We start from the raw sequence: 26314 nt of genomic DNA on the forward strand, positions 1-26314 counted from the left end.
GTCAGAAGTTTACCGCATCATTGCTCTTCATCAAAGCGCGATTCGATTAACTCGGCAACGGCAGCGACAGCGGCCTCGGCATCATCACCTTCAGCTAAGATATCAATTTGCCGTCCTTGCCCACTGGCTAACAACAATAAACACATCACACTGGAGGCATCTACTTGCTGCTGCTCTTGCACAATGTACACCTTGGCGGCAAATTGTTGCGTGAGTTTAGCTAGCTTGGTGGCGGCGCGTGCGTGTAAGCCGAGTTTGTTACGGATAGTGACTGATTTGCGCACACAAGTCGGCATAAAGGGTAACTCCTAGCTATTAAAAAGCTAAAGCGGGCTGATAGGACGGTGACGAGGGGCCTCGCGGTGTTTCACTTGCACCTTGAAAGGTTGTCCCTGAAAGCGTTCTGCTAGCTGCTCGGCAATGTAGACCGAGCGATGTTGGCCACCGGTACAACCGATGCCAATGGTGAGATAGCTACGGTTACTGCGTTGAAAGTAGGGTAACCAAGTGGCTAAGAAGTTTTCTACCTGATGAATAAACTTGGTCATTAACGGCTGTTGCTGAAAAAAGTGTTGGACGGCTGGATCTGTACCGAGCAAGGCCTTTAACGAGGGCTCCCAATGCGGATTAGGCAGGATTCGGGCATCAAATGCGTAGTCCAGATCACTAGGTAAACCATACTTGTAACCAAAAGATTGGAAAACCACAATCAATCGTGACGCTGACTTACCCAGGGCGCGCTCGGCCACTTGTTCGCTCAGCTGGTGCACGCTTAAATCGCTACTATCAATGCGCCAAGTTGCTCGTTCCGCCAACGGCTCAAGCAAAGCTAATTCAGCTTGGAGAGCATCACTTAGCGGCAGCTCATTCTTAGACAGGGGATGTAAGCGGCGGGTTTCCGCAAAGCGGCGCAGCAACACGGCCTCAGATGAATCAATGTAGAGAATTTCAGGTTTAATTTGGTCAGGCAGAAACTCCAATGAGTCGGTTAACTCACTGGCTTCAATCGGCATATTACGTACATCAACACTCACCGCCACCTTATTGTACTGCTCAATAACCGCATGCACTAACGTAGGAAGCAAGGTGATCGGGAGGTTGTCGACACAATAGTAACCAAGATCTTCTAACACGCGCAGCGCAATCGTTTTACCGGAGCCGGAGCGGCCGGTAACTATGATCAATTGCATTTTATCTGCGGGATTAAGGCTGCTATCGGTCATTTTACAAACAGTTCATAAAGTTCTTGGTCTGAGCTGGCATCGCGTAAAGCGCGGGTGCAGGTTTTGTCGTTCAGACGCTGGGCCACGGCTGCTAAGGTTTGTAAATGCTGTTCATGCGAGTCTTCTGGCACCAGTAACGCGAATACAATATCCACCGGCTGGTTATCAATCGCATCAAAATCGATGGGCTCTTCTAGGGTCAGCAAAATAGCCACCGGCTTAGTTGCCGAGGCCAAGCGACCATGGGGAATAGCAACCCCCAGCCCGATGCCGGTACTACCTAATCGTTCGCGATTGAGAAGACTTTCGAAGACGTCAAAACCGGTGGTACCCGAGAGACGCGAAGCGGCCAGTTGGCCGATGATTTCAAGCACTTTCTTTTTGCTTGTTCCCGCGACTGCGCAGCGAGCGCAGTCGGGGCTTAACAGAGTGGATAAATCCATGATTTAGTGGCGTTTCATCTTTTCTTTATGTTTAATAACCTGCCGATCGAGTTTATCAATCAGCCCGTCAATAGCCGCATACATATCGGTGTGCTCTGAATCAGCGAAAATTTCGCCGCCATTCAAATGCAGCGTAGCTTCCGCTTTTTGCGTTAACTTTTCAACATTTAAAATGACATGGACGTTATTTATGTGGTCAAAATGACGTTCCAGCTTAGAAAACTTGGTATCGACATAGTCACGCAGAGCGTCAGTAATTTCGATATGATGACCGGTCAGATTAATTTGCATAACATCTTCCTTCTGTTTGTCCAAGATTCAGATAAGACGTTTGCGTTGGCTCGAGGGCGGAATATTCATGGCCTCACGATACTTCGCAATTGTCCGTCTAGCTACTTGGATACCCTGTTCGGCCATGAGTTCAGTTAATTTACTATCACTGAGAGGCTTCTTGGGGTTCTCCGCAGCAACTAGCTTTTTCAATACCGCTCTAATCGCGGTAGAAGAAGCATCTTCTCCATTATCCGTTGCCAATTGGCTAGAGAAGAAGTACTTCAATTCAAACACACCTTTAGGTGTATGCATATACTTTTGTGTGGTTATTCTTGAAATAGTTGATTCATGCATCTCTACTGCGTTAGCAACGTCAGCAAGAACCATAGGTTTCATCGCCTCAGGGCCATATTCAAAGAAACCTTGCTGACGTTGCACTATGGTTGCAGCTACTTTCAGTAAGGTATCGTTACGGCTTTCAATGCTTTTAATAAACCACTTCGCAGCTTGCGTATGCTGCCGAATATACTGTTGTTCTTCAGATTGCGAACCACTTTGCAGCAGCGCCGCATAATCTTCGTTCACCTTTAGTTTAGGCAAACTTTGCGAATTTAGCTCAACGGTCCAGCGATCATTTTTTTTGCGCACCAGCACATCAGGAATCACATAGTCGTCATCACCTGCGCCAAAACCGTCCCCTGGGTGCGGTTGTAGCTGCTGAATCAGCGCTAGTACTTGGCATAAATCGGCTTCTTGAATACGTAACCGCCGCGCCAGATTGCGATAATCGCGCTGGGCGAGCAACTGCAAATGCTTGTCAACGGCTTGCAGAGCTAAGTTCAGGTAGGGAATATCGTTAGGAAGATGCCGTAGCTGAATTAATAAACATTCGCGGACATTGCGAGCGCCAACGCCAATCGGATCAAAATGTTGAATTCGTTTGAGCACCACGGCGACTTCGGCTAAGTCCACTTGGATGAGCTCGGGGTGTTGCTGTCGAATCGCTGGCAACAGTTCTTCTAATTCAGCCGTTAAGTAGCCGCGCTCATCAATGCTATCAATCAACAGCATGGCAATAGCTTCATCAAGGGGAGAAAAATGTGATAGTCGCATTTGCCATAACAAGTGCTCTTGCAAACTCTCACTGGTGCTGCCCTGATAGAGGGTGTCTTCGCCATCGTAAGCTGTGCCAGAACTGCCTAAAGAAGCCGAATAGCTTGGTTCCCAGCTCTCCTCGGCAGCAGCTAAATCGGTTTCGCCTTCAGCGCTTTGGTCGGCCACCTCAAGCAAGGGGTTCTCATCCAGCGCTTGTTGCACTTCTTGCTGCAGTTCTAAGCTTGAAAGTTGCAACAGTTTGATGGCCTGTTGCAGCTGTGGGGTCATGCTCAGCTGTTGACTAAATTTGAACTGCAGGCCTTGTTTCATCATGATAGCTACAGCGTAAACTGGTCGCCCAAATACACGTCTTTCACATGCTGATTATTAAGAATGGTTTGGGCATCGCCTTGCGCGATAAGCTCGCCATGGCTAACAATATAAGCATGTTCACAGACGCTTAGGGTTTCGCGCACGTTGTGGTCGGTAATGAGTACCCCGATACCACGTTTGCGTAGGTGTTCGATAATCTTCTTGATGTCCAGCACGGAAATCGGGTCAACCCCAGCAAAGGGTTCATCCAACAGGATAAACTTAGGCTCAGCCGCCAACGCCCGAGCAATCTCAACCCGGCGTCGTTCCCCCCCAGACAAGCTCATACCCAGACTGTTGGCGATATGGCTGATATGAAACTCTTCCAGCAAGCTATCAAGTTTATCTTCACGCTGGGCCGCAGATAGTTCTTTGCGGGTTTCGAGTATCGCCAAAATATTATCGCGCACCGTCAGCTTACGAAAGATGGAGGATTCTTGGGGTAAATAGCCAATCCCAAGGCGAGCGCGTTCATGCATAGGTAATAACGAGATATCACGGTCGTCTAATTTAATCAGGCCTTTGTCGTTATTCACTAAGCCAACAATCATATAGAAAGTCGTGGTTTTACCGGCGCCATTAGGGCCCAGCAAGCCAATCACTTGGCCTGCTTCAACAGTCAAACTAACGTCTTTAACAACTTGGCGTTTTTTATAAGATTTGGCTAAATGTTCAGCTACTAATCGGCTCATGGTTGCTCGTTGTTTTTATCGTCTTGTTGTTTCGGCATGTAGATGGTGGTTACGCGGTCGGTATCTTTGTCACCACGCGTGGTCATTTGCTGTGTAGCAAAGTTATAAACCATCTCTCCACCACGACTGACGCTGTTTCCTTGCGCAACTTCAACATTCCCCCGCAACGTCAGTAACTGTTGCGCTTGGTCATAAATGATTTGGTTGGCCTTGGCGGTGATAACACTACCGTCTTCCAATTGTTGGGTATAAACCGCCGGCGCCCCTTCAGCGATAAACACAGCATCTTCGGCCTCACCTTCACGCTCTACTGATAACTTGTCAGCGGTGATTTTTAAACTACCTTGCTCGATGATGACGCTACGTTCAAACACCACAATTTTATTAGCAATATCAACCCAATCGCGCTCAGCATTGATGCGAATGGGCTGATTAAAGTCATCTTTGCCTTGGCTAAGTGCTGCGTTAGAGAATAATGCAGCAGTTAGCACAAGACTACTGAGAATTAGTGTGGCGGCCGGTATAAATGGTTTCAACATGTTTCGTTAGTTCCAGAGTTTGAGCGCGTAAGTTAGCATGCATGCCTTCGCCTCGAATAGTAAAATCACGACCGTACATCACCACCGCTTGCTCAGTCGTCATGGTTTCGGCCAAAGTATCAATGGTTAGGTAGCTGGTTTCAACCCGTTCTAAAAAATCTTCGGCGGTTAAGCTACGCATTAAAATATTACGTTCTAACACCAAGCTTTTGTCGCCATAAAAAGAGCCAGCCTCGGCTGCCACCTGCCACACCGGACCACCATCACGAGTGTGCACAATGTAGGTCGGCTGATCTAACTCGGTCAAGCCGATCGGGCTGTAATGGGTCATTTTTTCTGCAGCAATCCGATGCGCTAAGGTACCATCCTCACTGTAAACCCGCACAATCAGGCCCTGGGCGGTAAAATCAGGCTTGATCTCGCGATAGCCAGCAGGTTCATCGGTGAGGTCTTGATCTCCAAAAGGACGCCACACCAACAGCGCTAGGGTGGCAAAGATAATGGCGATAATCACCACAAGATTACGGGTCATAAACTGACTCCACCGTGCAGTTGCAATTGTCCTTGGCTAAGTAAAATCAGATCACTCAGCTCACGTACGGCACCAAAGCCGCCGCGCTGCGAGGTCACATAAACCGCGTGTTGCTGCACAAAGGGATGGGCATCGTGAGGCGCTACGGCCACTGCACACTGCTGCAGCATCGCGAGGTCAGGTATGTCATCACCCATGCAGGCGATGGCCTGATCCGTTAACTGATATTTCTCCGCCAACTGCTGGTAGGCGCTGAGCTTATCTTCTTGGCCCTGATAAATATCGCTGACGCCTAGCGCGCGCATGCGGTTTTCCACCAGTGCTGAACGGCGTCCGGTGATAACCGCCACCTTGATGCCGGCGTTAAGAAGTGCTTTCACCCCAAACCCATCGCGGGTATGAAAAGCTTTAAGCTCTTCACCTTGGTTGCCTAAATAGATACGGCCGTCTGAAAACACGCCATCCACATCAAAAATGACCAGTTTGATTTGGGCGAATTTATCCATCAGCAGGCTTTCGATATCACCGTACCAAGTACTAATCATGGCTGGGGTTGCGTGACCAAAACTCATTAGAGGACTCCTGCTTTTAACAGATCGTGCATGTTCAAGGCGCCTTGGGCAAAGCCCTGCTCATCCACCACAAATAGCCCGTTGATTTTTCGGTCTTCCATTAATTTTAATCCCTGTGCAGCAAGCACATCGGGCTTTATGGTAATGGGGTTTGGCGTCATCACTTGGGCAATCGCGGTGGTATGCAAATCAATCCGCTGATCTAAAATACGGCGCAAATCACCATCGGTAAAAATACCCACTAAGCGGCCTTGGTCGTCAGTGATACCTGTCATGCCCAGACCTTTGCGTGACATTTCTAACAAGGCGGCGCTGATAGTTACATGCTGATTGACCAGCGGGGTGCGCTCACCCGCGTGCATCACATCATGGATGTGCAGTAACAACCGTCGGCCCAAGCTGCCACCAGGATGCGACATGGCAAAATCATCGGCAGTAAAGCCGCGCGCATGCAGCAGCGCTACCGCCAACGCATCGCCCATCACTAAGGTGGCAGTAGTGGAGGAGGTTGGCGCCAAACCTAACGGGCAGGCCTCTTGTTCAACTGCGATGCACACATGCACGTCAGAGAGCTCGGCTAGGGTTGAGCGTGGATTACCTGTCATGGAAATGAGCTTGACGCCGCGCCGTTTAATTAATGGCGCAATGCTAAGCACTTCAGCTGTTTCACCGGAGTTAGAAATGGCGATCACCACATCCTGCTCGGTAATCATGCCGAGGTCACCGTGGCTAGCTTCGCCAGGGTGCACAAAAAAGGCGGGAGTACCGGTGGAGGCTAAGGTTGCGGCAATTTTACCGCCAATGTGGCCCGATTTACCCATACCAATCACAATCGCCCGGCCTTGGCATGCCAACAGTAACTCGCAAGCAGTAGCAAAATTCTCATCAAGAAAACGGCTTAATCCACGCACCGCGTCGGTTTCGATATCAATGACTCGTTGGCCAAGCGCGGCAAACGTCTGTTTGCTGGTCGTGGTCGGGTTGTGTTCGGTCATGTTGGGCCTCATATGCTAGTGCAGCCAAAGTAGATGACAAGTTAATGATGACAATGTAATAACGCAATAATACCCGATCGTTTTCTTCTTTGCAGACGTAATGTGACCACTGATAACGATTTGTCACAAATTTTACAGCTTTTTGGTGGGGATTCTTGACGAAATCGGGTAAACTAGGCGGTCACGTAAAGGAGACTATCTTCGCATGCTAACCACTACTCTCGAGGGTAATCCCGAGCACTTGGTTGAGATAGATGACATCTATTTTCACTACAATCACAGTACTCACAATTTATACGAAGGCCTGTCGATGGCCATCCCGCGCGGTAAGATTACTGCGGTGATGGGTCCTAGCGGCATTGGCAAAACAACCTTGTTGCGCCTAATTGGTGGCCAACTACGCCCGCAACAGGGGCAGATTCGCTTTGCCGGGCAAAACATTCCTAGCCTCAAGCGCAGCGAATTGTATCAATTACGCAAACGCATGAGCATGTTGTTTCAAAGCGGTGCCTTGTTCAGCGACATGACAGTGTACGACAACATTGCCTTTCCGCTACGTGAACATAGCCGGCTGTCAGAGGAACTGATTGAAACCATTGTGCTGCTAAAATTAGAGGCGGTAGGTTTGCGTGGCGCTCGGCATTTGATGCCAGCGGAGTTGTCTGGCGGTATGTCGCGGCGGGCTGCCTTGGCGCGTTCAATAGCGTTAGACCCAGAGCTGATCATGTATGATGAGCCCTTTGCCGGCCAAGATCCTATTTCGATGGGCGTGATAATCAAGCTGATCAAAGAGTTGAACGAGTCGCTCGGGTTGACGAGCATCATCGTCACCCACGATGTTGAAGAAGTTCTTACGATTGCCGATTACGTGTACATCATTGCCGACAAACAAGTGGTTGGGCACGGTACGCCAGAACAATTATTAAATTCAGATAATGCCTTGGTGCATCAATTTTTACACGGCGAAGCTGATGGTCCGGTGCCTTTCCATTACCGTGCACCGACCTTGGCCGACGAATTATTAGGAGCTGGCGATGCTAAATAAAGTTGCTGCCCTCGGCCAAGCTACCCTCAATAGTATTGCTGGCGCAGGGGCGGCGTTAATCATGCTCACCCGAGCCTTGGTTGGCAAACCGCAGTTACGCAAATCTTGGCCGTTGCTGATGCAGCAAATGTACTCGGTTGGAGTGATGTCGCTGATTATTATTGTGGTCAGCGGACTCTTTATCGGCATGGTGCTGGGCTTGCAAGGCTATACCATTTTGGTGGATTTTGGCGCCGAACAGTCGTTGGGGCCCATGGTAGCGCTATCCTTGTTGCGTGAATTAGGGCCGGTAGTCACTGCTTTGCTGTTTGCAGGGCGGGCTGGCTCGGCACTAACCGCAGAAATTGGCTTAATGAAAGCCACTGAGCAATTATCCAGTTTAGAAATGATGGCCGTAGATCCGCTGCGCCGCGTGATTGCCCCACGTTTTTGGGCCGGCTTATACAGTATGCCAATTCTAGCTGCGGTGTTTTCTGCCGTGGGTATTTATGGCGGCTACTTGGTTGGCGTGCGCTGGTTAGGCGTCGACGACGGCGCTTTTTGGTCGGTGATGCAAGCTAACGTTGAATGGGGCCATGATATTATGAATGGCATCATCAAAAGCGTGGTGTTTGCTTTTGTAGTTACTTGGATAGCGCTGCACAAAGGCTTTAACTGCACGCCCACCTCGGTAGGTATTAGTAAGGCCACCACTTCGACTGTGGTCACTGCCTCGTTAGCCGTACTTGGGCTAGATTTTGTTTTAACCGCTTTGATGTTTGGATGATCACTATGGAATCGAGAAATACTCAGTTAGCAGTTGGTTTGTTTGTCATTATCGGTGTGTTGGCGTTGTTGTTTCTAGGCTTACAGGCAGCTAATACCAATGTTGCCACTGCGGGTGAAACTTATCGCTTGTATGCCAAGTTTGATAATATCGGCGGTTTAAAAGAGCGCTCGCCAGTTAAAGTAGGTGGTGTGGTTGTAGGCCGAGTGAGCAAGATCACCCTTGATGGTGATTACTACGAGCCTCTGGTCGAAATGGTGATTAGCAAACAATACAATGAATTTTCTGACACCACATCGGTCTCAATCTTAACTTCTGGATTATTAGGCGAGCAGTATATTGGTCTTAATCCAGGCTTTATCGATGACACCGTACAAATGTTAGAAGACGGTGATCGCATTTACGACACTAAGTCGGCCTTGGTATTGGAAGACTTGATCGGGCAGTTCCTGTTTAGTCAGGGTAATGATTAAGGAGTAAAGCATGAAGCAATTAATCGCAAGTATTTGGTTTTCTTTGATGGCAGCTGTTGCTATCGCTCCGGCGGCAGCCGATGAGCTGATTCGCGAAGATAACCCTTACGTGTTATTAGAGAAAGTAGCCAACAAAACGCTCGAGCGTATTGAGCAAGATCGCAGCAAAATTGATGCAGATATTGACTATGTTCGCGTGGTTATCCGTGAAGAAATGATGCCGTACGTAGATTATGTTTATGCTGCGAAGCGGGTGCTAGGCCGTAACCTAACCGAAACCACTGAAGAGCAACGGCGAGAGTTTTATAGCGTGTTTCGTGAGTATTTGATTGCCACTTATGCGCGTGCCTTTACTCAATATGACGAAACCAAACATACCATTCAGTTTGGTGATGCGGGTCGCTTTGATGCGGGTAGCCGCATGGTTGTGGTGAATACTCGCTTGATTGAGCAAGGCCGTCCACCAGTGCGCATGGATTTTAAAATGCGCTTTGATAACAACCAAGATATCTGGCAAGCCTTTGACCTCGTAGTAGAAGGCGTGAGCTTGTTAAATAGTAAGCAAACTGAAATTGGTGGTGTGATTCGTAGCCGCGGCATTGACGGAACCATTAGTTTATTGCGCGACAAAGCGCAGCAGCCGATTACCGCTAACGACCAAGAGAATGCCGAATAACCAGTAGGCATGGCCAAGGCCGCGAGTAAGTACCGAAGGAGCACCCTCATGAGTAACTGTCAGTGGACCATTGATGCACACAACGCAGTGCAATTTAGCGGCGAGTTAACCCGCGACACGGTACCGCCGGTGTGGCAAGAACGCCAACAATGGCTGAATGCGCGTGACCATGTGGTGTTGAATGTAACCGAGGTAACTAAGGTAGATACCGCTGGGGTTGCGATGCTGGTGAATGCCAAAAAGCAGGTTGGCTTACAACAGCGCGAGCTCAGTATTGTTGGAGCCAGCCCCCAGCTACGCGCTATTATTAGTGTTAGTGGTGTTGCTGAAGTGCTAGATGTGCCCTTTGCCGGGCCAACGACAACCCCAACCAAAGTGAAAGTAAGCCATTCATCTATTGCCAAAAAACGTTGAGACTATGATTACAACTGAATCGATTCAAACCTTGATCACCGATGCCCTATCTGTAGACGAAGTGTTGGTTAAATTAGACGGCGGCCATGCCAACATTACCGTGGTTGGTGAGCTATTTGCTGAGCTATCACGGGTGAAAAAACAGCAAGTGGTTTATGCGCCATTAAAAGCGATTATCGCTAGCGGTGAGTTACACGCGGTCTCTATCAAAACTTATACCCCAACTGAATGGCAGCGTGAGAAGAAACTCGCGATGCTGAGCTAATAGGACTCAGCAATGCAAAAACTAGTGATTCAAGGCGGCACCTCGCTGCAGGGTGAGGTGGTCATCTCGGGCGCCAAAAATGCGGCGCTCCCCATCTTAATGGCGGCTATCTTACCGTCAGAGCCCGTTACCTTAACTAATGTGCCAGCCTTACAGGATGTCCGCACGAGCTTGAAATTATTAGCTGAACTGGGCGTTACCAACACTGCATTGGGGCCTAACAGCTACGAAATTCAGCCACAAGGTCTACATCATCACGTAGCTAGTTACGACTTGGTGAAAACCATGCGTGCTTCTATTTTGGTTTTGGGGCCGCTGCTCAGTAAGTTTGGCGAAGCCCAAGTGTCGTTGCCAGGAGGCTGTGCGATAGGTGCTCGCCCGGTTAACTTGCACATTGAAGGGCTACGCCAGATGGGCGCCACCATTACCGTGGAAAACGGTTACATCCATGCCAAGGTCGATGGTCGGTTACGCGGTGCGACCTTATTGATGGATATGGTGAGTGTGACTGGTACTGAAAACTTGATGGCAGCGGCGACCTTAGCTGACGGCGTGACTGTGATTGAAAATGCGGCGCGCGAGCCCGAAGTGGTTGATCTCGCCCGCTTTTTAAATGCTATGGGCGCTGATATTCGTGGCGCTGGTACGGATACCATTACCATACATGGGGTAGAGCGGTTACATGGTGGCAGCTATAGCATTCAGCCAGACCGGATTGAAACAGGGACCTTTTTGGTAGCTGCGTTAGCTACGGGTGGCGATGTTACCTGCCGGAACACCGACCCAACCATGCTGGATGCAGTGTTGAAAAAGCTAACCGAAGCGGGTGCGACTATCACCAAAGGCGCTGATTGGATTCGTTTGCAAGCGCCAACGCGGCCGCAGCCAGTGACTATTGTGACGGCACCACATCCAGCTTTCCCAACCGACATGCAGGCGCAGTTTTGTGCCTTGAATGCCATCGCGGATGGCACCGGTTGGGTGCGCGAGACTATTTTTGAAAACCGCTTTATGCACGTGCCCGAACTACGTCGCATGGGCGCCAATATTGAGCTGGAAGGTAACACTGCGATTTCTAAAGGGGTTGCAGAGCTGACTGGTGCGCAGGTGATGTGTACGGATTTACGCGCCTCAGCCTCGTTGGTGATTGCGGGTTTAGTAGCCAAAGGTGAGACGGTGGTGGAGCGTATTTACCACATTGATCGCGGTTATGAAGCCATTGAAAAGAAACTGCAGGGGTTAGGCGCTAATATTCAGCGGATTGCTTAATACTAGAGTCAAGACACTAGAATCCATGACTGCAACGAAGAAGCCACAGCAACAGCTGTGGCTTTTTTATACGGCTTAATCCGCTAAGCGGGTGATAGTCACCTGTGTGGTAAATTCTTGATTGGCTCGTAAATAGCGAACCTCAACCACAGTACCTGGGCGGGTCTTGGCAACTAATGCTAAGCCTTCTGCAGCCGATGACATGGGGTTACCATCAATCTCAATAATAAAATCGTCGGCTTGCAAGCCGGCTTGATCCGCAGGACTGTTAGGGTCCACCCCGGTGACATAAATACCCGATTGTTTGTATGGATCTGAATGGGCGTTACCGCCCACCTGCACGCCGAAATAACCGCGTACCACTTCACCCTCGAGAATCAAGGTATCCATGATGTCTTTGGCAAGTGGGTAGGGGATAGCAAAATAAATACCATCAATGCCTTGGCCGCGAGCATCACGAAAACGCGCATTATTGATGCCCACTAAGTAGCCTTGGCTATTCACCAAAGCGCCCCCAGAAGCACCTTCGTTGATCACTGCATCCATTTGAATGAGATCCGCATGGCTATGAATCACTCCCATTCGACCGCCACTCGCACTGACAATCCCCTGCGTGATGGTCTGCCCGAGATTAAGAGGGTTACCGATAGCCAACACCACATCGCCCACTTGCGTGCGCAACTGATTATTTTGCGGAATCACAGGTAAGTTATCGGCTTGGATCTGAATCACCGCCAAATCGCTGATTTTATCCAAGCCAATCACCTGGCCACTGTATTGGCGACCATCCTGCAGGGCGACATCAATTTCACTGACATTAGCAACCACGTGAGCGGCAGTAAGAATGTGACCTTGGTCATCCATAATTACGCCAGATCCTAATCGAAAGACCGTGCTCGGCCGGCGTGAATAAAACGAGCCCTGCACTTCACCCACGCTGTAAATATTCACCACCGCAGGTGCGGCTCGGCGCACGGCTGTCGCATAGCTAGCCGGTGAATTATCCAGTTGTAAAGGCGTGGTGGCAGGATTTTGCAGTAGTGGCAGCGCTACAATCACTAGGGCAGCGACAATAAGTCCGAGAATAACCGAACGAGCAATAAAGAAGAGCCCTGTACGAAGCGTCATGATTGAAGTTTGCCTTTCTATGAGTCTAGTTATTATTGTTAAGTGAGCTAAAAGAATAACACCTATTAGCAAAGAAGGCAGCACTGGCTGCCTTCTTTTGCACTTGCTTGGTGCAGTTAATGATCCGACTTAGCCGCCGCGCAACACCAAATAGAGCTCGGTATTACCGCGTCGTAAGTTCAAGGCAACCACTGGCCCAGCGTCATTAAAGGCTTGGCGTAACTCACTGATTGAGCTTACCGGGGTGCGGTTAACGGCCATGATCACGTCATCTTTGCGCAAGCCATAGCGAGCCGCCACAGAACCTTCCTCAATGCTGGTGATTACCACCCCACCATTATCGTTTGCTGCCAGCTCGACACCAGCCAGGGCCGGGTGCAAGGTGGCTGCGACGACCGCAGTATCATCAGCCACTAAGGTCACTTTAAAGTCACGTTTTTTGCCATCGCGCAATACCGTAATCTTCATTTCCTTGCCAGCGCCGATGGTACCCACGCGAGCAATTAAATCAGCAAAGGTGCGAATGGTATCGCCATTCACGGCGATAATTACGTCACCAGATTTTAAGCCAGCTTTGGCCGCAGCGCTGTCGGCAATGACTTCACCAATAAAGGCACCTTGGTTGGCATCTAATTTCAATGCTTTGGCGATGTCATGAGTTAAGTCGTTGCCACGCACACCCAGCACACCACGGCGCACCTCACCAAATTCAATCAGCTGTGCCACTAAGTTCTTCATCATATCTGACGGAATCGCAAAACCTATGCCGATATTGCCGCCGTTAGGGCCTAGAATTGCAGTGTTGATGCCAATCAGCTCGCCTTTTAGCGTCACCAAGGCACCACCTGAGTTACCGCTGTTAATAGCTGCATCGGTTTGAATAAAGTTTTCTACTTCTTCAATGCCTAAGCCGCTACGGTCTAACGCACTAACAATGCCTGAGGTTACTGTTTGGCCAAGCCCGAAGGGGTTACCGATAGCCACTACAAAGTCACCTACACGCAAATCAGATGAGGTACCAATTTTTATATCCGTCAGGTCTTCGCCATCTTCAATTTTTAGCAGGGCAATGTCTGAACGATCATCAGTGCCAATCACTTTTGCATCAAATTGTCGCCCGTCTTTAAGGGTGACTAAAATTTCGCTGGCACCGTCAATCACGTGATTATTGGTGACGACGTAACCGGCTTCGGCATCGATAATCACGCCCGAACCTAAGCCTTGAAATGGCCGTTCTTGAACTTGTTCACGTGGGCCATTGGGGCCAAAGAAAAACCGAAACATGTCAGGCACCCGCTGCCGCACTTCACGTTTACCTTTTACTGAGATATTCACCACCGCTGGGGTGACTTCTTCCAGCATCGGCGCTAGGGTAGGGGTTTCATCACTTTTCCCAAAAAATGGGATGCTAGCTGTAGCTGGAGCTATAGCAACTGAGCTTGCTAGCGCTACGGACGCCACTACCGCCAAAAATTTTGTCTTCATTCACTGTACTCCTATGTTGACCCAAACATAATGACTAACCTAGAGCGAGCGCGTCAGCGATTACGTTGTGCCGGTTGTGATTTCCACATAACAACAAATGGTAAAGTTGTAGCAAAATAGCTACTGATAACGAAGATAATGACTCGCTAAACAGAAATAAGTTCAGCTGGCAGGTGTTTCAAGATGTAACCGGCAACAAATTTGCCGGCTACTTTGGGAGAGGAATGACGGTACCTAGAATTAGTCGGTGCTCTCTTTGGCCGTAGACTTGCTCGTAGCAGCTTTACCAGAAAATAAACCTGAATGAGAATCGCTGTAATCACGCGGCATGTCTGCCGCTGGTCGGTCATCACTGCGGCGCTTTTCCTGCTTACTCTGGTTGGCCATGCGTAACTGACGCACGGTATCTTCTGAAAAAAATGGCAAGCTGGGCTGCAATTGTTCGCGCTGAAGCAAGTCAGCACTGTGATGCAAGTAGCTTTTGAGTTTGGCTTGAGTCTCTTCTAGTTGCCCCACCAAGGCTTGAGCAGTGGCAAGATGATCGGCAACTTCTTGACGATAATCAGCTAGTTGCTGTTTAGTCTGGGTCACTTGCTCAGTGAGTTCGGCCTCGTCAGAATGATTGCTCAGCCAATAACGCGCCACAAAAAAGCCAATGATGGCACCTACTGCGACTAACAAAATGCCAATAATCCAGCTCATAAAAACTCCTTATAAAACACGTATCACGTGATAAACTGATAACCCATAGCATAATCTAGATCAGGGTCAAAGTGGTAGTGACAACGCAAAACATCACCCCAATGAGTAAATATGAGGCTGATTTGGCTTCCGGTAATTTCACCCCAGATGCGGCGCAGCGCAAGGCTGTAGAAGCATTGCAGCGGTTGTATGAACAACTGGTCGTAGTTCATCAACAGCAGCAATCCAAGGGTATACTTGGGCGCCTTAAAGGCCTGCTTGGTGGCACTCAAGCGGCCCCGCAAGGCATCTATTTCTGGGGCGGCGTGGGTCGTGGTAAAACCTACTTGGTGGATACCTTCTTTGATACCTTGCCATTTGAGCAAAAAATGCGGGTGCATTTTCATCGTTTTATGCATCGCGTGCATGACGAGTTAAAGCAACTCAAAGGCCGTAGCGATCCGCTGCCGATTATTGCTGACAAGCTGGCCGCCGAGGCCCGAGTGCTGTGTTTTGATGAGTTTTTTGTGCAAGACATCACCGATGCCATGATTTTGGGGACACTCATGCAAGAGCTCTTCAAGCGCGACGTGGTGCTGGTGGCAACGTCCAACATAGTGCCCGATGAACTTTATCGTAATGGTTTACAGCGACAGCGTTTTCTACCCGCAATAGCCTTAATCAAAGAGCACTGCGAGGTCATCAATGTGGATAGCGGTATCGACTACCGCTTGCGTACTTTAACTCGCGCGGAAATTTACTTAACCCCAGCAGACTCCAGCGCTGATGCAAAACTTCAGCAATATTTTACTGAACTAGCGCCTGATCACTGTAACCGGGCCGAACAAAATTTGCATGCGATTGCCATTAATCAACGCGACATCGTGGTACGGATGGAATGTGACGATGTGGTGCTGTTTGATTTTAATGCCATTTGTGGCGGCCCGCGTTCGCAAAATGATTACATTGAAATTGCTCAGCTTTATCATGCGGTGCTGATCAGTGATGTGCCCCAACTAGGAGGCCATAACGATGATGCCGCCCGCCGCTTCTTGGCTTTGGTCGATGAATTTTACGAACGCCGCGTCAAGCTTATTATCTCGGCGGCGGTGCCGTTGGAGCAACTCTATAGCGAAGGCAAATTAACGTTTGAGTACCGCCGCTGTGTTAGCCGCTTACAAGAAATGCAAAGCCATGAATATTTAGCGATGGCGCACAAACCATGAGTTTTGCCGACCTCGCCATTGCCTTGGGTGGCTTAGGGCTCTTGCTGTTGGGCATGCAAATGCTGACCGACGGCTTGCGAGCCGCCGCTGGTAGCCACCTCCAGAGCTTTTTAGAGCGCACCACCCAAACCCGCTTAAGGGCTGCTATTTCTGGCTTCACCGTGACCGCTATTGTGCAGTCGTCCAGTGCGGTAGTGGTGGCGTTGTTAGGTTTTACTAACGCGGGCATGTTGAAGTTACGGCAGGCTGCTTGGGTGGTGTTTGGTAGTAACGTCGGCACCACCATGACCGCATGGATTGTGGCCTTGATTGGCTTGAAGCTGAATATTGCAGTGATTGCTTGGCCTTTGATCGGCTTAGGGATGTTAACCCGCTTAGTCAAACAAAACTCCATTGCCGCCCACATAGGGACAGCGGTAGCAGGGTTTGGGGTATTGTTTGTGGGCCTCGATACCTTACGCGAAGCTTTCACCCAATTAGTACCTTTGTTGCCCGTTGCGCAACTTGAGGTTAGTGGTGTTGGTGGGGTGCTATTAGCCGTGCTTGCAGGGGTTATTTTGACCGCTTTAGTGCAATCCTCGTCAGCGGCTTTAGCCATCGTACTTACCGCCTCTGCTACCGGTGTTTTCAGTCCGTTAGCTGGTGCCGCAGTGGTGATTGGGGCGAATATTGGCACCACGGTAACAGCGCTGTTGGCGGCTATTGGCGCTACGGCCCACGCCAAACGTTTAGCGGCTGTGCACGTGGTGATGAATGCCCTCACTGGTGCTGTGGCATTGTTGCTGCTAGTACCACTGTGGTGGGTGTCAGCTTGGCTATCTGGCGGCAACGACGTCGCCAACATCAGTGCGGGCCTAGCCGTTTTTCATACTTTATTTAACGTGCTTGGCTTAGGCTTGATGCGGTTAATCGATAATCGTCTGTTTAGCCGGGTAGAGAGCTGGTACAAATTACCACCGATACGTTCGGGTCAGCCGCGCTTTTTGGATAAAACGGTGCTACAGGTTCCGGCTATGGGGATTGCTGCCGCGCAACAAGAGCAGCAGCGGGTGTTGCGCCAATACATCATGCGTCTGCGCACGTTTTTACGCGATAGCGAAGACGATGTCAGTCATGTCGAAGATATAGCGACCGGGGAGTTACTGGAACACATATACCGCTACATCAGTAAACTTGGTGAACAAAACCTTACTGGAGCAGAAGCTTTGGCGTTAGCCCAGTTGCACAGTAACCATGGGCGTTTAGTGGATTTACGACAGTTGGTTGAGGCGTTTAAGGCCGCATCACCAGAACTGCTGGATGCCAGCTTGAACCACCAGTGGCGAGCACAGCTGTTGGCCTTTTTGAATGGTGCGGATATGGCCACTCGCAGCGACGCTGAATGGCAACAAGGTGTGCAACAGATCCAACAGAGTCGGCAACAGCAACGCCAGCAGTGGTTACAGCAAATTGCTGCGGATCAATTAGCGCCCACGCGCGGCGCCCAGTTGGTGCAGTTGGCGAGCAAATGGGAGCGTAGTGCTGAATTAGTAAAGGCGTTGCAGGTGGGTAGCTAGCTTAACTTGGCCGGTGTTAGGCAAGGTAAAAAACATCTACACTGGGTTGTTGATCTTTTAACCCCTTTTCCCTATAATCCGCGCAGCCCACGTTACAGGTACAACTAACCGCTATGTGGCAATTAACCACAACGGTTGTTGTGGTTCGCGGGGAAGCCCGGAACTACTGTCGTGAACCTTAAAAAAAGAGTAAGTTTCCAATGAGTACATTTGTTGCAAAACCAGAAACTGTACAACGTGACTGGTATGTTATTGACGCCGAAGGTAAAACCTTAGGTCGTTTGGCTACTGAAGTAGCTCGTCGCTTACGTGGTAAGCACAAGCCTGAATACACTCCTCACGTAGACACTGGTGATTACATCATCATCGTAAACGCTGAGAAAGTGGCTGTTACTGGCCGTAAGGCACAGAACAAAATGTATTATTCACACACGGGTTACCCAGGTGGTATCAAAGAAATCAACTTCGAGAAGTTGATTGCTAAGAAGCCAGAAATGGTAATTCAGAAAGCGGTGAAAGGTATGTTACCTCGTGGTCCATTGGGTCGTGCCATGTTCCGTAAACTGAAAGTATACGCAGGTGCAGAGCATAACCATATTGCTCAGCAGCCTAAACAACTTGAAATTTAAGACGGAGCATTAACAACATGGCACAGAATCAATACTACGGTACTGGTCGTCGCAAAAGCTCTACTGCACGTGTTTTCTTGCGTCCAGGCAGCGGCAACATCAGCATCAACAACCGCACTTTAGAAGAATACTTTGGTCGTGAAACTGCTCGTATGGTTGTTCGTCAACCGCTTGAGTTAGTAGACATGGTTGAAAAATTCGACTTATACATCACTGTTAAAGGTGGTGGTTCAAGTGGTCAAGCTGGCGCAGTGCGTCACGGTATCACTCGCGCACTTATGCAATACGACGAAACCCTACGTGGTGACTTACGTCGTGCAGGTTACGTTACTCGTGACGCACGTCAAGTTGAACGTAAGAAAGTCGGCTTGCACAAAGCACGTAAACGTCCTCAGTTCTCGAAGCGTTAATTCGAAATCTCGAGTACGTCAAAAACCCGGCCTTTGTGCCGGGTTTTTTGTCTTTGTCCTTGTAAAAATCAGGGTATTTCTTTATCATCTGAAGGCATTTTTTGCCGATTCCCTTAAAACGAGCATCATTCGTCTTAATGGGAACCTAAGCAGTAGCTAATTACTGACTTCACGGCTAAGTTTCGTGAAGCGTCCAAACGGAGAGTAAGTGGATGAGCAATGCGCCTGTAGATAAAGGCCGCCGTCGTTTCCTAACTGTCGCGACATCTGTTGTCGGGGCTGCTGGTGCGGTTGGCGTTGCCGTTCCTTTCATTGCATCATGGAACCCAAGTGAGAAAGCCAAAAACGCGGGTGCCCCAGTGGAAGTGAACATTGGAAAAGCCGAGCCGGGTCAATTGATTCGTGTTGAATGGCGAGGCCAGCCAGTTTGGGTGGTACGTCGTACCCCTGAAATGTTGGCATCGTTAGAAGCGGTTAACGACCGTTTACGTGACCCAAATTCTGATGAACCACAACAGCCAGAGTATGCCAAGAACTTGCATCGCTCACGCAAAGAAGAATTCTTTGTGGCCGTTGGTATTTGTACCCACTTAGGTTGCTCACCGCAATTCTTAGATGTTGGCTTCAGTGACTACATTGAAGAAGCTAAATCAGGTTTCTTCTGCCCATGTCACGGTTCAACCTTTGATATTGCTGGCCGCGTGTTCCAAGGTGTTCCAGCACCATACAACCTAGTGGTTCCACCTCATTACTACATCAATGACACAACCATCTTGGTGGGTGAAGACGGGGAGCAAGCCTAATGAACAAACTCATCGCCTGGTTTGACGAACGCATTCCGATGACCAAAACGTGGAATATCCACTTAGCGCAATATCCAGCTCCGAAAAACTTCAACTTCTGGTACATCTTCGGGGTGCTAGCAACGTTGGTGTTAGTTAACCAAATCCTTACCGGGGTATGGTTAACCATGAATTATGTTCCTTCTGCAGAAGGCGCGTTTGCTTCTGTTGAATTCATCATGCGTGACATTGAATACGGTTGGTTGCTACGTTACATGCACTCAACGGGTGCTTCCGCCTTCTTCGTGGTGGTGTATTTGCACATGTTCCGCGGCATGATGTACGGCTCTTACCAGAAACCTCGTGAATTACTATGGGTGTTCGGTATGCTGATCTTCTTGGTGTTAATGGCAGAAGCCTTTATGGGCTACCTGTTACCATGGGGTCAAATGTCTTACTGGGGTGCTCAGGTTATCATCTCGCTGTTCGGTGCTATTCCGTTTGTTGGCGATGATTTAACCCTATGGATTCGGGGTGACTATGTTATCTCCGGCGCTACCCTAAACCGCTTCTTTGCCTTACACGTGATCGCGCTGCCATTAGTGTTAGTGATTTTGGTGTTCTTACACATTATCGCCTTACACGAAGTTGGCTCGAACAACCCAGAAGGTATTTCGATTAAGAAGCCAAAAGGGTCTGTACCTGAGTCTGAGAAGCCGAAGTTCCAGTTCCATGAGCGCTTCACCAAGAAGTACGACATTGTTGATGCTTTCCCATTCTTCCCGTATTACATCGTGAAAGATTTGGTGGGTGTAGCTATCTTCTTGTTCTTCTTCTGCTACGTGATTTTCTTTGCTCCAGCCATGGGCGGCCTATTCCTAGAGCCACCGAACTTTGAAGCTGCGAACCCACTGAAAACACCAGCGCACATTGCACCCGTTTGGTATTTCACGCCGTTCTATGCGATTTTGCGTGCGGTACCAGATAAGTTATTAGGTGTTATCTTGATGTTCGGTGCAATCGTAGCCTTGTTTGTATTGCCATGGTTAGACCGCGGTAAAGTGCGTTCAGTGCGCTACCGTAGTGGCTTCCACAAATTTAACCTAACGGTATTTGCAATCAGCTTTATTGCACTGGGTTACTTAGGCTTGAAGCCGGCAACTGAGGTTTATACCTTCTTTGCTCGAGTGTTCACTTTCTTGTATTTTGCGTTCTTCGTACTGCTGTTCTTCTACAGCAAAAACGAAAACACAAAACCAGTTCCAGAGAGGATTACTAAGTGATGAAACAGCTTCTTAAAAATACTCTGCTGGTAGCAGCATCACTGTGGTCGGTCGCAACTTTAGCGGCTGGCCCGACAGTACCCCTCGATAAAGCAGAAGTAGACATGCATGACAAAGCGTCCATGCAACGCGGCGCACAATTGTTCATGAACTACTGCTTGGGTTGTCACTCAATGCAATACCAGCGTTATAACCGCACCTTCAAAGATCTTGAGATCCCTGAAGACTTGGGTATTGAGAACTTGCAATTCACTGGCGAGAAAGTAGGTGATTTAATCACCAACGCGATGGCCACTGAAGATGCTGGTAACTGGTTTGGTACTGCAGCACCTGATTTAACTTTGGTTGCACGGGTACGTGGCGCTGACTGGATTTATACCTATCTACGTTCGTTCTACGTAGATGAGACCCGTCCGTTTGGCGTAAACAATACCGTCTTCCCTAACGTAGGTATGCCGCACGTGTTGCAAGAGTTGCAAGGTGTGCCACGCAAAACTACCGAAGCTAAGCTTATCGACGGTGAAATGAAAAATGTGTACGTTGGCATCAAAACTGATGGCAGCGGCATGCTAACAGAAGCTGAGTACGACCAAGCCATGCTAGACCTGACTAACTTTTTGGTCTACACCGGCGAGCCGATGATGTTGCAACAACGCAAAATCGGTTGGTATGTCTTCGGTTTCTTATTGGTCTTCTTAGTATTCGCAGTGCTACTTAAGCGCGAATTCTTCAGAGACGTGAAGTAAGTTTGATGGAGAGTAATATGTCGGTTGCGGCAAACAAACGGTCGGTAATGACCTTATTCTCGGGCCAAAATGACTTACGTAGTCATCAAGCCCGAATCGTATTAGCGGAAAAAGGAGTGGGCGTAGAGATAATTTATGTCGATCCAGACAATCGTCCGGAAGACTTAATTCAGCTAAACCCATACGCTGATGCGTTACCGACTTTACTAGACCGTGAGTTGGTGTTGTATAACGCCCACATCATCATGGAGTATCTAGATGAGCGTTTTCCGCATCCGCCATTGATGCCAGTGTACCCGGTAGCCCGTGGTACCAGCCGCTTGATGATGTACCGTATTGATCGTGATTGGTATGCGCTCGCTGATACCATTCTTGCTGGTGGCAAGAATGCGGACGCGGCGCGCCAAGAATTGCGTGAAGGTATTTTAGCGTTAGCCCCTATCTTTGCTGATACGCCGTTCTTTATGAGCGAAGAGTTCAGCTTAGTTGATTGCTACCTAGCTCCGCTGTTATGGCGTTTGCCTAGCTATGGCATCGAACTTGAAGGTACCGGTGCGAAAGCGGTAAAAGCCTATATGGTACGGGTTTTTGAACGCGACTCTTTCCAAGAATCACTGACTGACAGTGAACGTGAGTTAGGCCGGTGAGTGAGCCGGTTATGACCCCTCGTCGCCCGTACCTAGTACGGGCGATTTACGATTGGCTACTGGATAATCAACTCACCCCCCACTTGGTGGTCGCGGCAACGGTGCCCCATTGCCAATTACCGTGGGAGTTTGTTGAAGATGGCCAGATCATTCTGAACATCACGCCTACTGCTGTTGGCCAGTTTGCTATCTCGAATGAGCAAATTAGCTTTCATGCGCGCTTCTCTGGTAAACCTCATCATGTAGTGGTGCCCATGGCCGCCGTAGTGGCCTTATACGCCCGCGAGAATGGTGCCGGTACCATGTTTGAAGCGGAGCCTGCCTACGAGGCTTGGATTGCTGCAGAACTCGCAGCAGAAGAGCAAGCTGGGGATGATGATGTTGAGGGTGACGCCATTAGCCTAGCTTCTAGTGAAGATTCTGCTAGTAGTGGTAAGGCTGACTCTAACGCCGATGCTAACGCGAAAAATAAGGCGGCCAAACGTTCTCATCTTCGCGTAATTAAATAAGCGGCAAGTAAGCGGCAAGTAAGCGGCGTTAACTAGCCCATCAGACAAAGACAAAAAAGGCGACCTTGGTGTCGCCTTTTTATTTATCCGAACGCCACAACGCCGTTAACCGCTTATTGAAAAGCGTCAATGACCTGCGTAACACCGCTAACGTTGCGGGCAATATCAATGGCTTGGCGAGCTTGTTCTGGGCTAACTAAACCCATCAACGCCACTTCATTATTCTCTGTGATCACCTTAATGTGCACTGCTTTCACGTTCTCATCAGCAACTAACTGGGCCTTAATTTTACTGGTGATCCAAGTGTCTTTACTGATTTGTGCCACATCGATAACAGGCGCAATACGTAATTCATTATGGACCTTGCTAACACCCTCGGTGTTGCGCACTAAGTGATTGACTAAATCATACAAAGAGCTATCGCTGACTTGGCCTAACAACAGCACCGAACGATTAAACGCCACTACCTGAATGCGCGTGTCATCCAAACGGCTATCACCTTTGAGCTTACGAATCACTCGCAGTTCGATGGTTTGATCGTCCAACTGCGTACCTAAGCTACGACTATCCGTAGCGGCTGAAATACCTACCGCGGTGGCGCCAACTAAGGCTGCGGCACAACCGCTCAACATGATACTGCAGGTGGCAGCTGCTAAGAGTGCTTGATAGCGCTTCATTCATCCATCTCCTGTGGAAAAATTTGATGTTCAACTAAACTGCAAAGCATATTTACGGTTTGTAATAGGTGTTCACTCGCCCGAGCGATATTCGTCGTGGGTATTCTAATTTCCACGTCGTCGGGGCCTAATAACCCAGCAATGTCATGATCGCCCTCTTGCGTAATAGCTACAATCAGCATGTTACGTCCGAGGGCTGCTTCTAGCGCTCGAGCGGTGCGCGGTGCGCGTGCGCCCGCACTAAGCACCAGCACCACATCATTGGCTTGGCCGACAGCTTGTAATTGCTGTGCAAATACCGCTTGATGATCATTGGCACCAAAATCTGCATGCAGGCTGGTAACAGGAAACGGCGGCCGCTCAAAACTCAAGCCGGTGAGCATAATGTGGGCAAAATGCCGTGAGGTGGCATGGGCCATGCCCTCACCGCAGCAATAGATTTTCTGGCCGCTAAGCAAGGTGGCCACCAGCAATTCAGCAGCGCGCTGCAACGGCTCTTGCAACTGATCCGCGGCCGCTATTTGGGTCTGAATACCTTCGGTAAATAAGGTTTTTATCTGCTCTTGCATGGGATCCATGTAAGCCTCTTAAAAAGCATCGGGTAGCCATTGCATTGAGTTGTAATCGCTTACTAGTGCAACCACATCAAAACGCATCGACGTATAATGTTCGTTTAACCCTTCGGTGATTAAAAAAAACTGCGCGCAGCGTCGTATTCGTTGACATTGCTGGGGCTTTATTTGTTCCAATACAGAAGCAAAAGTTTCGTCTGCGCGAACTTTAACTTCTACGAACACAAAAGTCTTGCCCTCTTTTAAAATGAGGTCAATTTCGCCCATCTCACAACGAAAATTCTTGGTGACCAAGTGTAAGCCTTGACCCTCCAAATATTCAAGCGCCAGAGCCTCCCCTAAACCGCCATCTTGTTGTTTTGACATTCCTTGTCCTTAGCGCCAAAGCGCTGTTAGTCGTTATCGGCAATCACCTCATGGCCTTGGTAGCTGGCCCAAGCCAAATCACGTTGTACGCGACCTTGGTCGATATGCAAGCGTCCGGTTAAACCAGTAAGAGATAGTCCAGGTACTCGTTGTAATAGGCTTAATTGCTGCGCCAATAGCACCGCATCGTGGCCAAACGCCGCAAGACGAGCGTGACTATAGCCCCAATCAGAACGTTGGCTGAGCAGCTGCTGTAGCTGTTGTTGCTGGGCATGCCCAGGAATCAACCATTCCGCGTCGGTAAAATGCACGCCGTTGAGGTCGTTTTCACTCAAATCGTTATTTAAGGTGTGGCTAGAAGAGTTAGCATACACAGGAATCGCCTGCATAAAGGGCGAAATATTCACATCAATAAAGGGCTTTAACAAGCGCGTTTGTTCAATCCCACCCACCAAGTAGATGGCATCAATATCGGCGCGGCTGCGGTATTGGCTATCGACGATGATTTTACCTGCGGCAATTTTCACTTGCCAAATGCGCGCTTCACTGGTGGTGACGCCTAATTGGTCTTGTACCGCTGTTTTCATTTCTTCCGTGTTGGTGTAGCGACCTTGGCCGGCCTCTACTTGGTCAGGCTGAGCCTCCAGCCAAGCTTGAGCGAATTCATTCGCCAGTTGCTCGCCGCGATTTGTGGCCGGCGCCAACACCAACGGCTGCTTAAAGCCTTGGGCGGCAATATGTGCGGCTGCTTGGCGCACTTCTGTTTCTGTATCTAAGGCAAAAAAGCTTTGTCCTGGCAAACGGTTATCCAGGCCTTGTTCAAGTTCGTTCAGGGTAAGCCAGCGTAGCTGTTTAGGCAGCTCTAGCTTACTCATTTCTGCCACTTTGTCTTTTAACAGGGGCCCAATAATGAGGTCGGTTTGGCTGGTTTCTAACAGCCCCGGTAAAGTAGAAAAATCAAAGCCATTGCTATCAATAAAGCGCGCCGACAGCTGCGGCTGCGCGGCTAAGGCTTTCACGATCCCATCGCGTACCGCTTGCCCTTGGCTACGATATTGCCCGCTTAACGGCAACAGCACTATAGCTTGTTGCTGGCCCAAGTTCGCCCGTTGCAGACCCGCCTGATAATCGCTCATTAATTCGTTCGCAACCGCCGTAGCTGGGTGATCAGCAAACTCTGCTTGCCATTGCTGTAAATGGGTCAACAAAGAGACTTGGCTACCGGTCTCATCACTAGTGTCATTGACATCGATGGCACTGGCGTGAATATGCTGCACTAAGCGTAACCAACCGGCCGTGACTTTATTACGAAAACCACCAGCTGGTGGCTGAATCGCGGCGGGTTCAGGTAAATGTTGCAGCACTGCCCAGATCTGTCCGGCACTGGCTTGGTATTGCGGCTGCTCTAATAATTGTAATTGTAACTCGGCGGCAATCACCCAGCGGCGCTGGGCAATGGCGCTCGTTAATGCCAGCTCTAAGGTTTGCATCCTATAGTCGGTTGTTTGCCGTGGCTGTAGTAGGGGCTTCAGTAACGCATCAACGTAAGGCCAGCGTTGTTGATGGGCAGCAAAACGAGCTTCTAACAAGGTTAGGAAGCGTTGTTGTGGCGCGCTAAGGGATAACTCTGACTGATACCGTTGTAGCTGAGCAATAACTGCGGCACTAGCTTGCCAAGCATCGTCTTTTTGCAATTGCAACGCCGCCTGTAACAGGGCATCGGAGCGCTCGCTACCGCTACTGGCAGCAGCGCGTTCTAACCACTCTGCCGCGCTGCGATTGGCTGCCGACGGAATATCCTGCAGCACAGGAGTCGATGAGATAGGCACAGTGCTATCGCTGGTGCTAGGTGATGGACCACTGGCACAGGCAGTTAAGCCAATAATAACCATGCACAGGAGTAACTTCTTTGGCACAATAGCGTCCTTTAGCTGATATCTTAAATGGCCTCTACTATAAACCGAGGGGCTTGC

33 protein-coding genes are annotated in these 26314 nt (G+C 49.4%); 16 read left to right on the plus strand and 17 right to left on the minus strand.

The window, feature by feature from the left end; all coding sequences use genetic code 11:
• Positions 1–17: 17 nt before the first annotated feature.
• From ACQ661_RS04365 to ACQ661_RS04410, 10 genes are read right to left on the minus strand one after another with little or no spacing between them, the layout of a single operon-like run.
• The gene (locus ACQ661_RS04365) at positions 18–296 is read right to left on the minus strand and encodes an HPr family phosphocarrier protein (protein WP_153826455.1); all 279 of its coding nucleotides are present in this window, start codon (positions 294–296) and stop codon (positions 18–20) included.
• 27 nt (positions 297–323) lie between these two features.
• On the minus strand, positions 324–1190 hold the full coding sequence (gene rapZ, locus ACQ661_RS04370; protein WP_110076029.1) for an RNase adapter RapZ: 867 nt from the start codon (positions 1188–1190) through the stop codon (positions 324–326).
• Between the two features lie 29 nt (positions 1191–1219).
• Positions 1220–1666 carry a PTS IIA-like nitrogen regulatory protein PtsN gene (gene ptsN, locus ACQ661_RS04375; protein ID WP_110075987.1) on the minus strand — a complete coding sequence of 149 codons (447 nt, stop codon included), beginning with the start codon at positions 1664–1666 and terminating at the stop codon, positions 1220–1222.
• 3 nt (positions 1667–1669) lie between these two features.
• Positions 1670–1957 carry a ribosome hibernation promoting factor gene (gene hpf, locus ACQ661_RS04380; protein WP_110075986.1) on the minus strand — a complete coding sequence of 96 codons (288 nt, stop codon included), beginning with the start codon at positions 1955–1957 and terminating at the stop codon, positions 1670–1672.
• Between the two features lie 27 nt (positions 1958–1984).
• Positions 1985–3364, minus strand: a complete 1380-nt coding sequence (locus ACQ661_RS04385) for an RNA polymerase factor sigma-54 (RefSeq protein WP_431667852.1) — start codon at positions 3362–3364, stop codon at positions 1985–1987.
• A gap of 8 nt (positions 3365–3372) precedes the next feature.
• Positions 3373–4098 carry an LPS export ABC transporter ATP-binding protein gene (gene lptB, locus ACQ661_RS04390; protein WP_153826452.1) on the minus strand — a complete coding sequence of 242 codons (726 nt, stop codon included), beginning with the start codon at positions 4096–4098 and terminating at the stop codon, positions 3373–3375.
• The gene (gene lptA / locus ACQ661_RS04395) at positions 4095–4637 is read right to left on the minus strand and encodes a lipopolysaccharide transport periplasmic protein LptA (protein WP_153826451.1); all 543 of its coding nucleotides are present in this window, start codon (positions 4635–4637) and stop codon (positions 4095–4097) included. The genes lptB and lptA overlap by 4 nt, the downstream gene beginning before the upstream one ends.
• The gene (gene lptC / locus ACQ661_RS04400; RefSeq protein WP_153826450.1) at positions 4594–5169 is read right to left on the minus strand and encodes an LPS export ABC transporter periplasmic protein LptC; all 576 of its coding nucleotides are present in this window, start codon (positions 5167–5169) and stop codon (positions 4594–4596) included. The genes lptA and lptC overlap by 44 nt, the downstream gene beginning before the upstream one ends.
• Positions 5166–5741, minus strand: a complete 576-nt coding sequence (gene kdsC / locus ACQ661_RS04405; RefSeq protein ID WP_418055311.1) for a 3-deoxy-manno-octulosonate-8-phosphatase KdsC — start codon at positions 5739–5741, stop codon at positions 5166–5168. Before kdsC ends, lptC begins: the two co-directional genes overlap by 4 nt.
• Positions 5741–6736: a KpsF/GutQ family sugar-phosphate isomerase gene (locus ACQ661_RS04410; protein ID WP_110075982.1), complete on the minus strand. Its 996-nt coding sequence runs from the start codon at positions 6734–6736 to the stop codon at positions 5741–5743. The genes kdsC and ACQ661_RS04410 overlap by 1 nt, the downstream gene beginning before the upstream one ends.
• A gap of 205 nt (positions 6737–6941) precedes the next feature.
• On the opposite strand from ACQ661_RS04410, the gene ACQ661_RS04415 reads away from it, so the two are divergent.
• The 7 genes from ACQ661_RS04415 to murA are packed head-to-tail and all read left to right on the plus strand — an operon-like array spanning position 6942 to position 11644.
• On the plus strand, positions 6942–7781 hold the full coding sequence (locus ACQ661_RS04415) for an ATP-binding cassette domain-containing protein (RefSeq protein WP_153826449.1): 840 nt from the start codon (positions 6942–6944) through the stop codon (positions 7779–7781).
• Positions 7771–8547 (plus strand): lipid asymmetry maintenance ABC transporter permease subunit MlaE, encoded by a 777-nt coding sequence (gene mlaE / locus ACQ661_RS04420; protein WP_110075980.1) that lies wholly within the window; start codon positions 7771–7773, stop codon positions 8545–8547. The genes ACQ661_RS04415 and mlaE overlap by 11 nt, the downstream gene beginning before the upstream one ends.
• A 5-nt stretch (positions 8548–8552) precedes the next feature.
• On the plus strand, positions 8553–9020 hold the full coding sequence (gene mlaD / locus ACQ661_RS04425) for an outer membrane lipid asymmetry maintenance protein MlaD (protein ID WP_110075979.1): 468 nt from the start codon (positions 8553–8555) through the stop codon (positions 9018–9020).
• 10 nt (positions 9021–9030) lie between these two features.
• Positions 9031–9696 (plus strand): MlaC/ttg2D family ABC transporter substrate-binding protein, encoded by a 666-nt coding sequence (locus ACQ661_RS04430; protein WP_153826448.1) that lies wholly within the window; start codon positions 9031–9033, stop codon positions 9694–9696.
• A 48-nt stretch (positions 9697–9744) separates the two neighbouring features.
• The gene (locus tag ACQ661_RS04435; protein WP_313932867.1) at positions 9745–10110 is read left to right on the plus strand and encodes an STAS domain-containing protein; all 366 of its coding nucleotides are present in this window, start codon (positions 9745–9747) and stop codon (positions 10108–10110) included.
• 7 nt (positions 10111–10117) lie between these two features.
• Positions 10118–10375, plus strand: a complete 258-nt coding sequence (locus ACQ661_RS04440; protein ID WP_416380901.1) for a BolA family protein — start codon at positions 10118–10120, stop codon at positions 10373–10375.
• A 12-nt stretch (positions 10376–10387) separates the two neighbouring features.
• Positions 10388–11644 carry a UDP-N-acetylglucosamine 1-carboxyvinyltransferase gene (murA, locus tag ACQ661_RS04445; RefSeq protein WP_110075975.1) on the plus strand — a complete coding sequence of 419 codons (1257 nt, stop codon included), beginning with the start codon at positions 10388–10390 and terminating at the stop codon, positions 11642–11644.
• Positions 11645–11719: 75 nt separating this feature from the next.
• Here the strand turns inward: murA and ACQ661_RS04450 are convergent, their stop codons facing one another.
• The 3 genes from ACQ661_RS04450 to ACQ661_RS04460 form a co-directional block, all read right to left on the minus strand.
• Complete coding sequence (locus ACQ661_RS04450; RefSeq protein WP_431667724.1) at positions 11720–12772, minus strand: trypsin-like peptidase domain-containing protein; 1053 nt, start codon at positions 12770–12772, stop codon at positions 11720–11722.
• Positions 12773–12901: 129 nt separating this feature from the next.
• Positions 12902–14257, minus strand: coding sequence for a DegQ family serine endoprotease (locus ACQ661_RS04455; protein WP_431667725.1), 1356 nt, complete (start codon positions 14255–14257; stop codon positions 12902–12904).
• A 240-nt stretch (positions 14258–14497) separates the two neighbouring features.
• Positions 14498–14959, minus strand: a complete 462-nt coding sequence (locus ACQ661_RS04460; RefSeq protein ID WP_153826443.1) for a YhcB family protein — start codon at positions 14957–14959, stop codon at positions 14498–14500.
• A gap of 92 nt (positions 14960–15051) precedes the next feature.
• Here ACQ661_RS04460 and zapE point away from each other — a divergent pair, with 92 nt between their 5' ends.
• From zapE to ACQ661_RS04505, 9 genes are all read left to right on the plus strand, one after another.
• Complete coding sequence (gene zapE, locus ACQ661_RS04465) at positions 15052–16164, plus strand: cell division protein ZapE (protein WP_162014532.1); 1113 nt, start codon at positions 15052–15054, stop codon at positions 16162–16164.
• Positions 16161–17720 (plus strand): Na/Pi cotransporter family protein, encoded by a 1560-nt coding sequence (locus ACQ661_RS04470; RefSeq protein WP_431667726.1) that lies wholly within the window; start codon positions 16161–16163, stop codon positions 17718–17720. Before zapE ends, ACQ661_RS04470 begins: the two co-directional genes overlap by 4 nt.
• Before the next feature lie 200 nt (positions 17721–17920).
• Positions 17921–18349, plus strand: coding sequence for a 50S ribosomal protein L13 (gene rplM, locus ACQ661_RS04475; protein WP_110075971.1), 429 nt, complete (start codon positions 17921–17923; stop codon positions 18347–18349).
• 17 nt (positions 18350–18366) lie between these two features.
• Positions 18367–18759 carry a 30S ribosomal protein S9 gene (gene rpsI, locus ACQ661_RS04480; RefSeq protein WP_110075970.1) on the plus strand — a complete coding sequence of 131 codons (393 nt, stop codon included), beginning with the start codon at positions 18367–18369 and terminating at the stop codon, positions 18757–18759.
• A 212-nt stretch (positions 18760–18971) separates the two neighbouring features.
• Positions 18972–19562: a ubiquinol-cytochrome c reductase iron-sulfur subunit gene (petA, locus tag ACQ661_RS04485; protein ID WP_110075969.1), complete on the plus strand. Its 591-nt coding sequence runs from the start codon at positions 18972–18974 to the stop codon at positions 19560–19562.
• The gene (locus ACQ661_RS04490) at positions 19562–20824 is read left to right on the plus strand and encodes a cytochrome b (RefSeq protein ID WP_153826439.1); all 1263 of its coding nucleotides are present in this window, start codon (positions 19562–19564) and stop codon (positions 20822–20824) included. The genes petA and ACQ661_RS04490 overlap by 1 nt, the downstream gene beginning before the upstream one ends.
• Positions 20824–21570 (plus strand): cytochrome c1, encoded by a 747-nt coding sequence (locus tag ACQ661_RS04495; RefSeq protein WP_431667728.1) that lies wholly within the window; start codon positions 20824–20826, stop codon positions 21568–21570. The genes ACQ661_RS04490 and ACQ661_RS04495 overlap by 1 nt, the downstream gene beginning before the upstream one ends.
• Positions 21571–21587: 17 nt before the next feature.
• Complete coding sequence (sspA, locus tag ACQ661_RS04500) at positions 21588–22217, plus strand: stringent starvation protein SspA (protein ID WP_153826437.1); 630 nt, start codon at positions 21588–21590, stop codon at positions 22215–22217.
• 11 nt (positions 22218–22228) lie between these two features.
• The gene (locus tag ACQ661_RS04505) at positions 22229–22726 is read left to right on the plus strand and encodes a ClpXP protease specificity-enhancing factor (RefSeq protein WP_153826436.1); all 498 of its coding nucleotides are present in this window, start codon (positions 22229–22231) and stop codon (positions 22724–22726) included.
• Between the two features lie 113 nt (positions 22727–22839).
• Here ACQ661_RS04505 and dolP read toward each other — a convergent pair whose 3' ends face one another.
• From dolP to ACQ661_RS04525, 4 genes are read right to left on the minus strand one after another with little or no spacing between them, the layout of a single operon-like run.
• Complete coding sequence (dolP, locus tag ACQ661_RS04510; RefSeq protein WP_110075965.1) at positions 22840–23403, minus strand: division/outer membrane stress-associated lipid-binding lipoprotein; 564 nt, start codon at positions 23401–23403, stop codon at positions 22840–22842.
• On the minus strand, positions 23400–23981 hold the full coding sequence (locus ACQ661_RS04515) for an SIS domain-containing protein (RefSeq protein WP_228759495.1): 582 nt from the start codon (positions 23979–23981) through the stop codon (positions 23400–23402). The genes dolP and ACQ661_RS04515 overlap by 4 nt, the downstream gene beginning before the upstream one ends.
• A 9-nt stretch (positions 23982–23990) precedes the next feature.
• Entirely contained in the window at positions 23991–24341 is a 351-nt protein-coding gene (locus tag ACQ661_RS04520; protein WP_153826435.1) for a YraN family protein, read from the minus strand.
• A 26-nt stretch (positions 24342–24367) separates the two neighbouring features.
• Positions 24368–26257, minus strand: coding sequence for a penicillin-binding protein activator (locus tag ACQ661_RS04525; RefSeq protein ID WP_431667730.1), 1890 nt, complete (start codon positions 26255–26257; stop codon positions 24368–24370).
• Positions 26258–26314 lie beyond the last annotated feature (57 nt).

The organism is Pseudidiomarina sp. WS423 (genome assembly GCF_050750165.1).
Taxonomy (GTDB): Bacteria; Pseudomonadota; Gammaproteobacteria; order Enterobacterales; family Alteromonadaceae; genus Pseudidiomarina; species Pseudidiomarina fusca.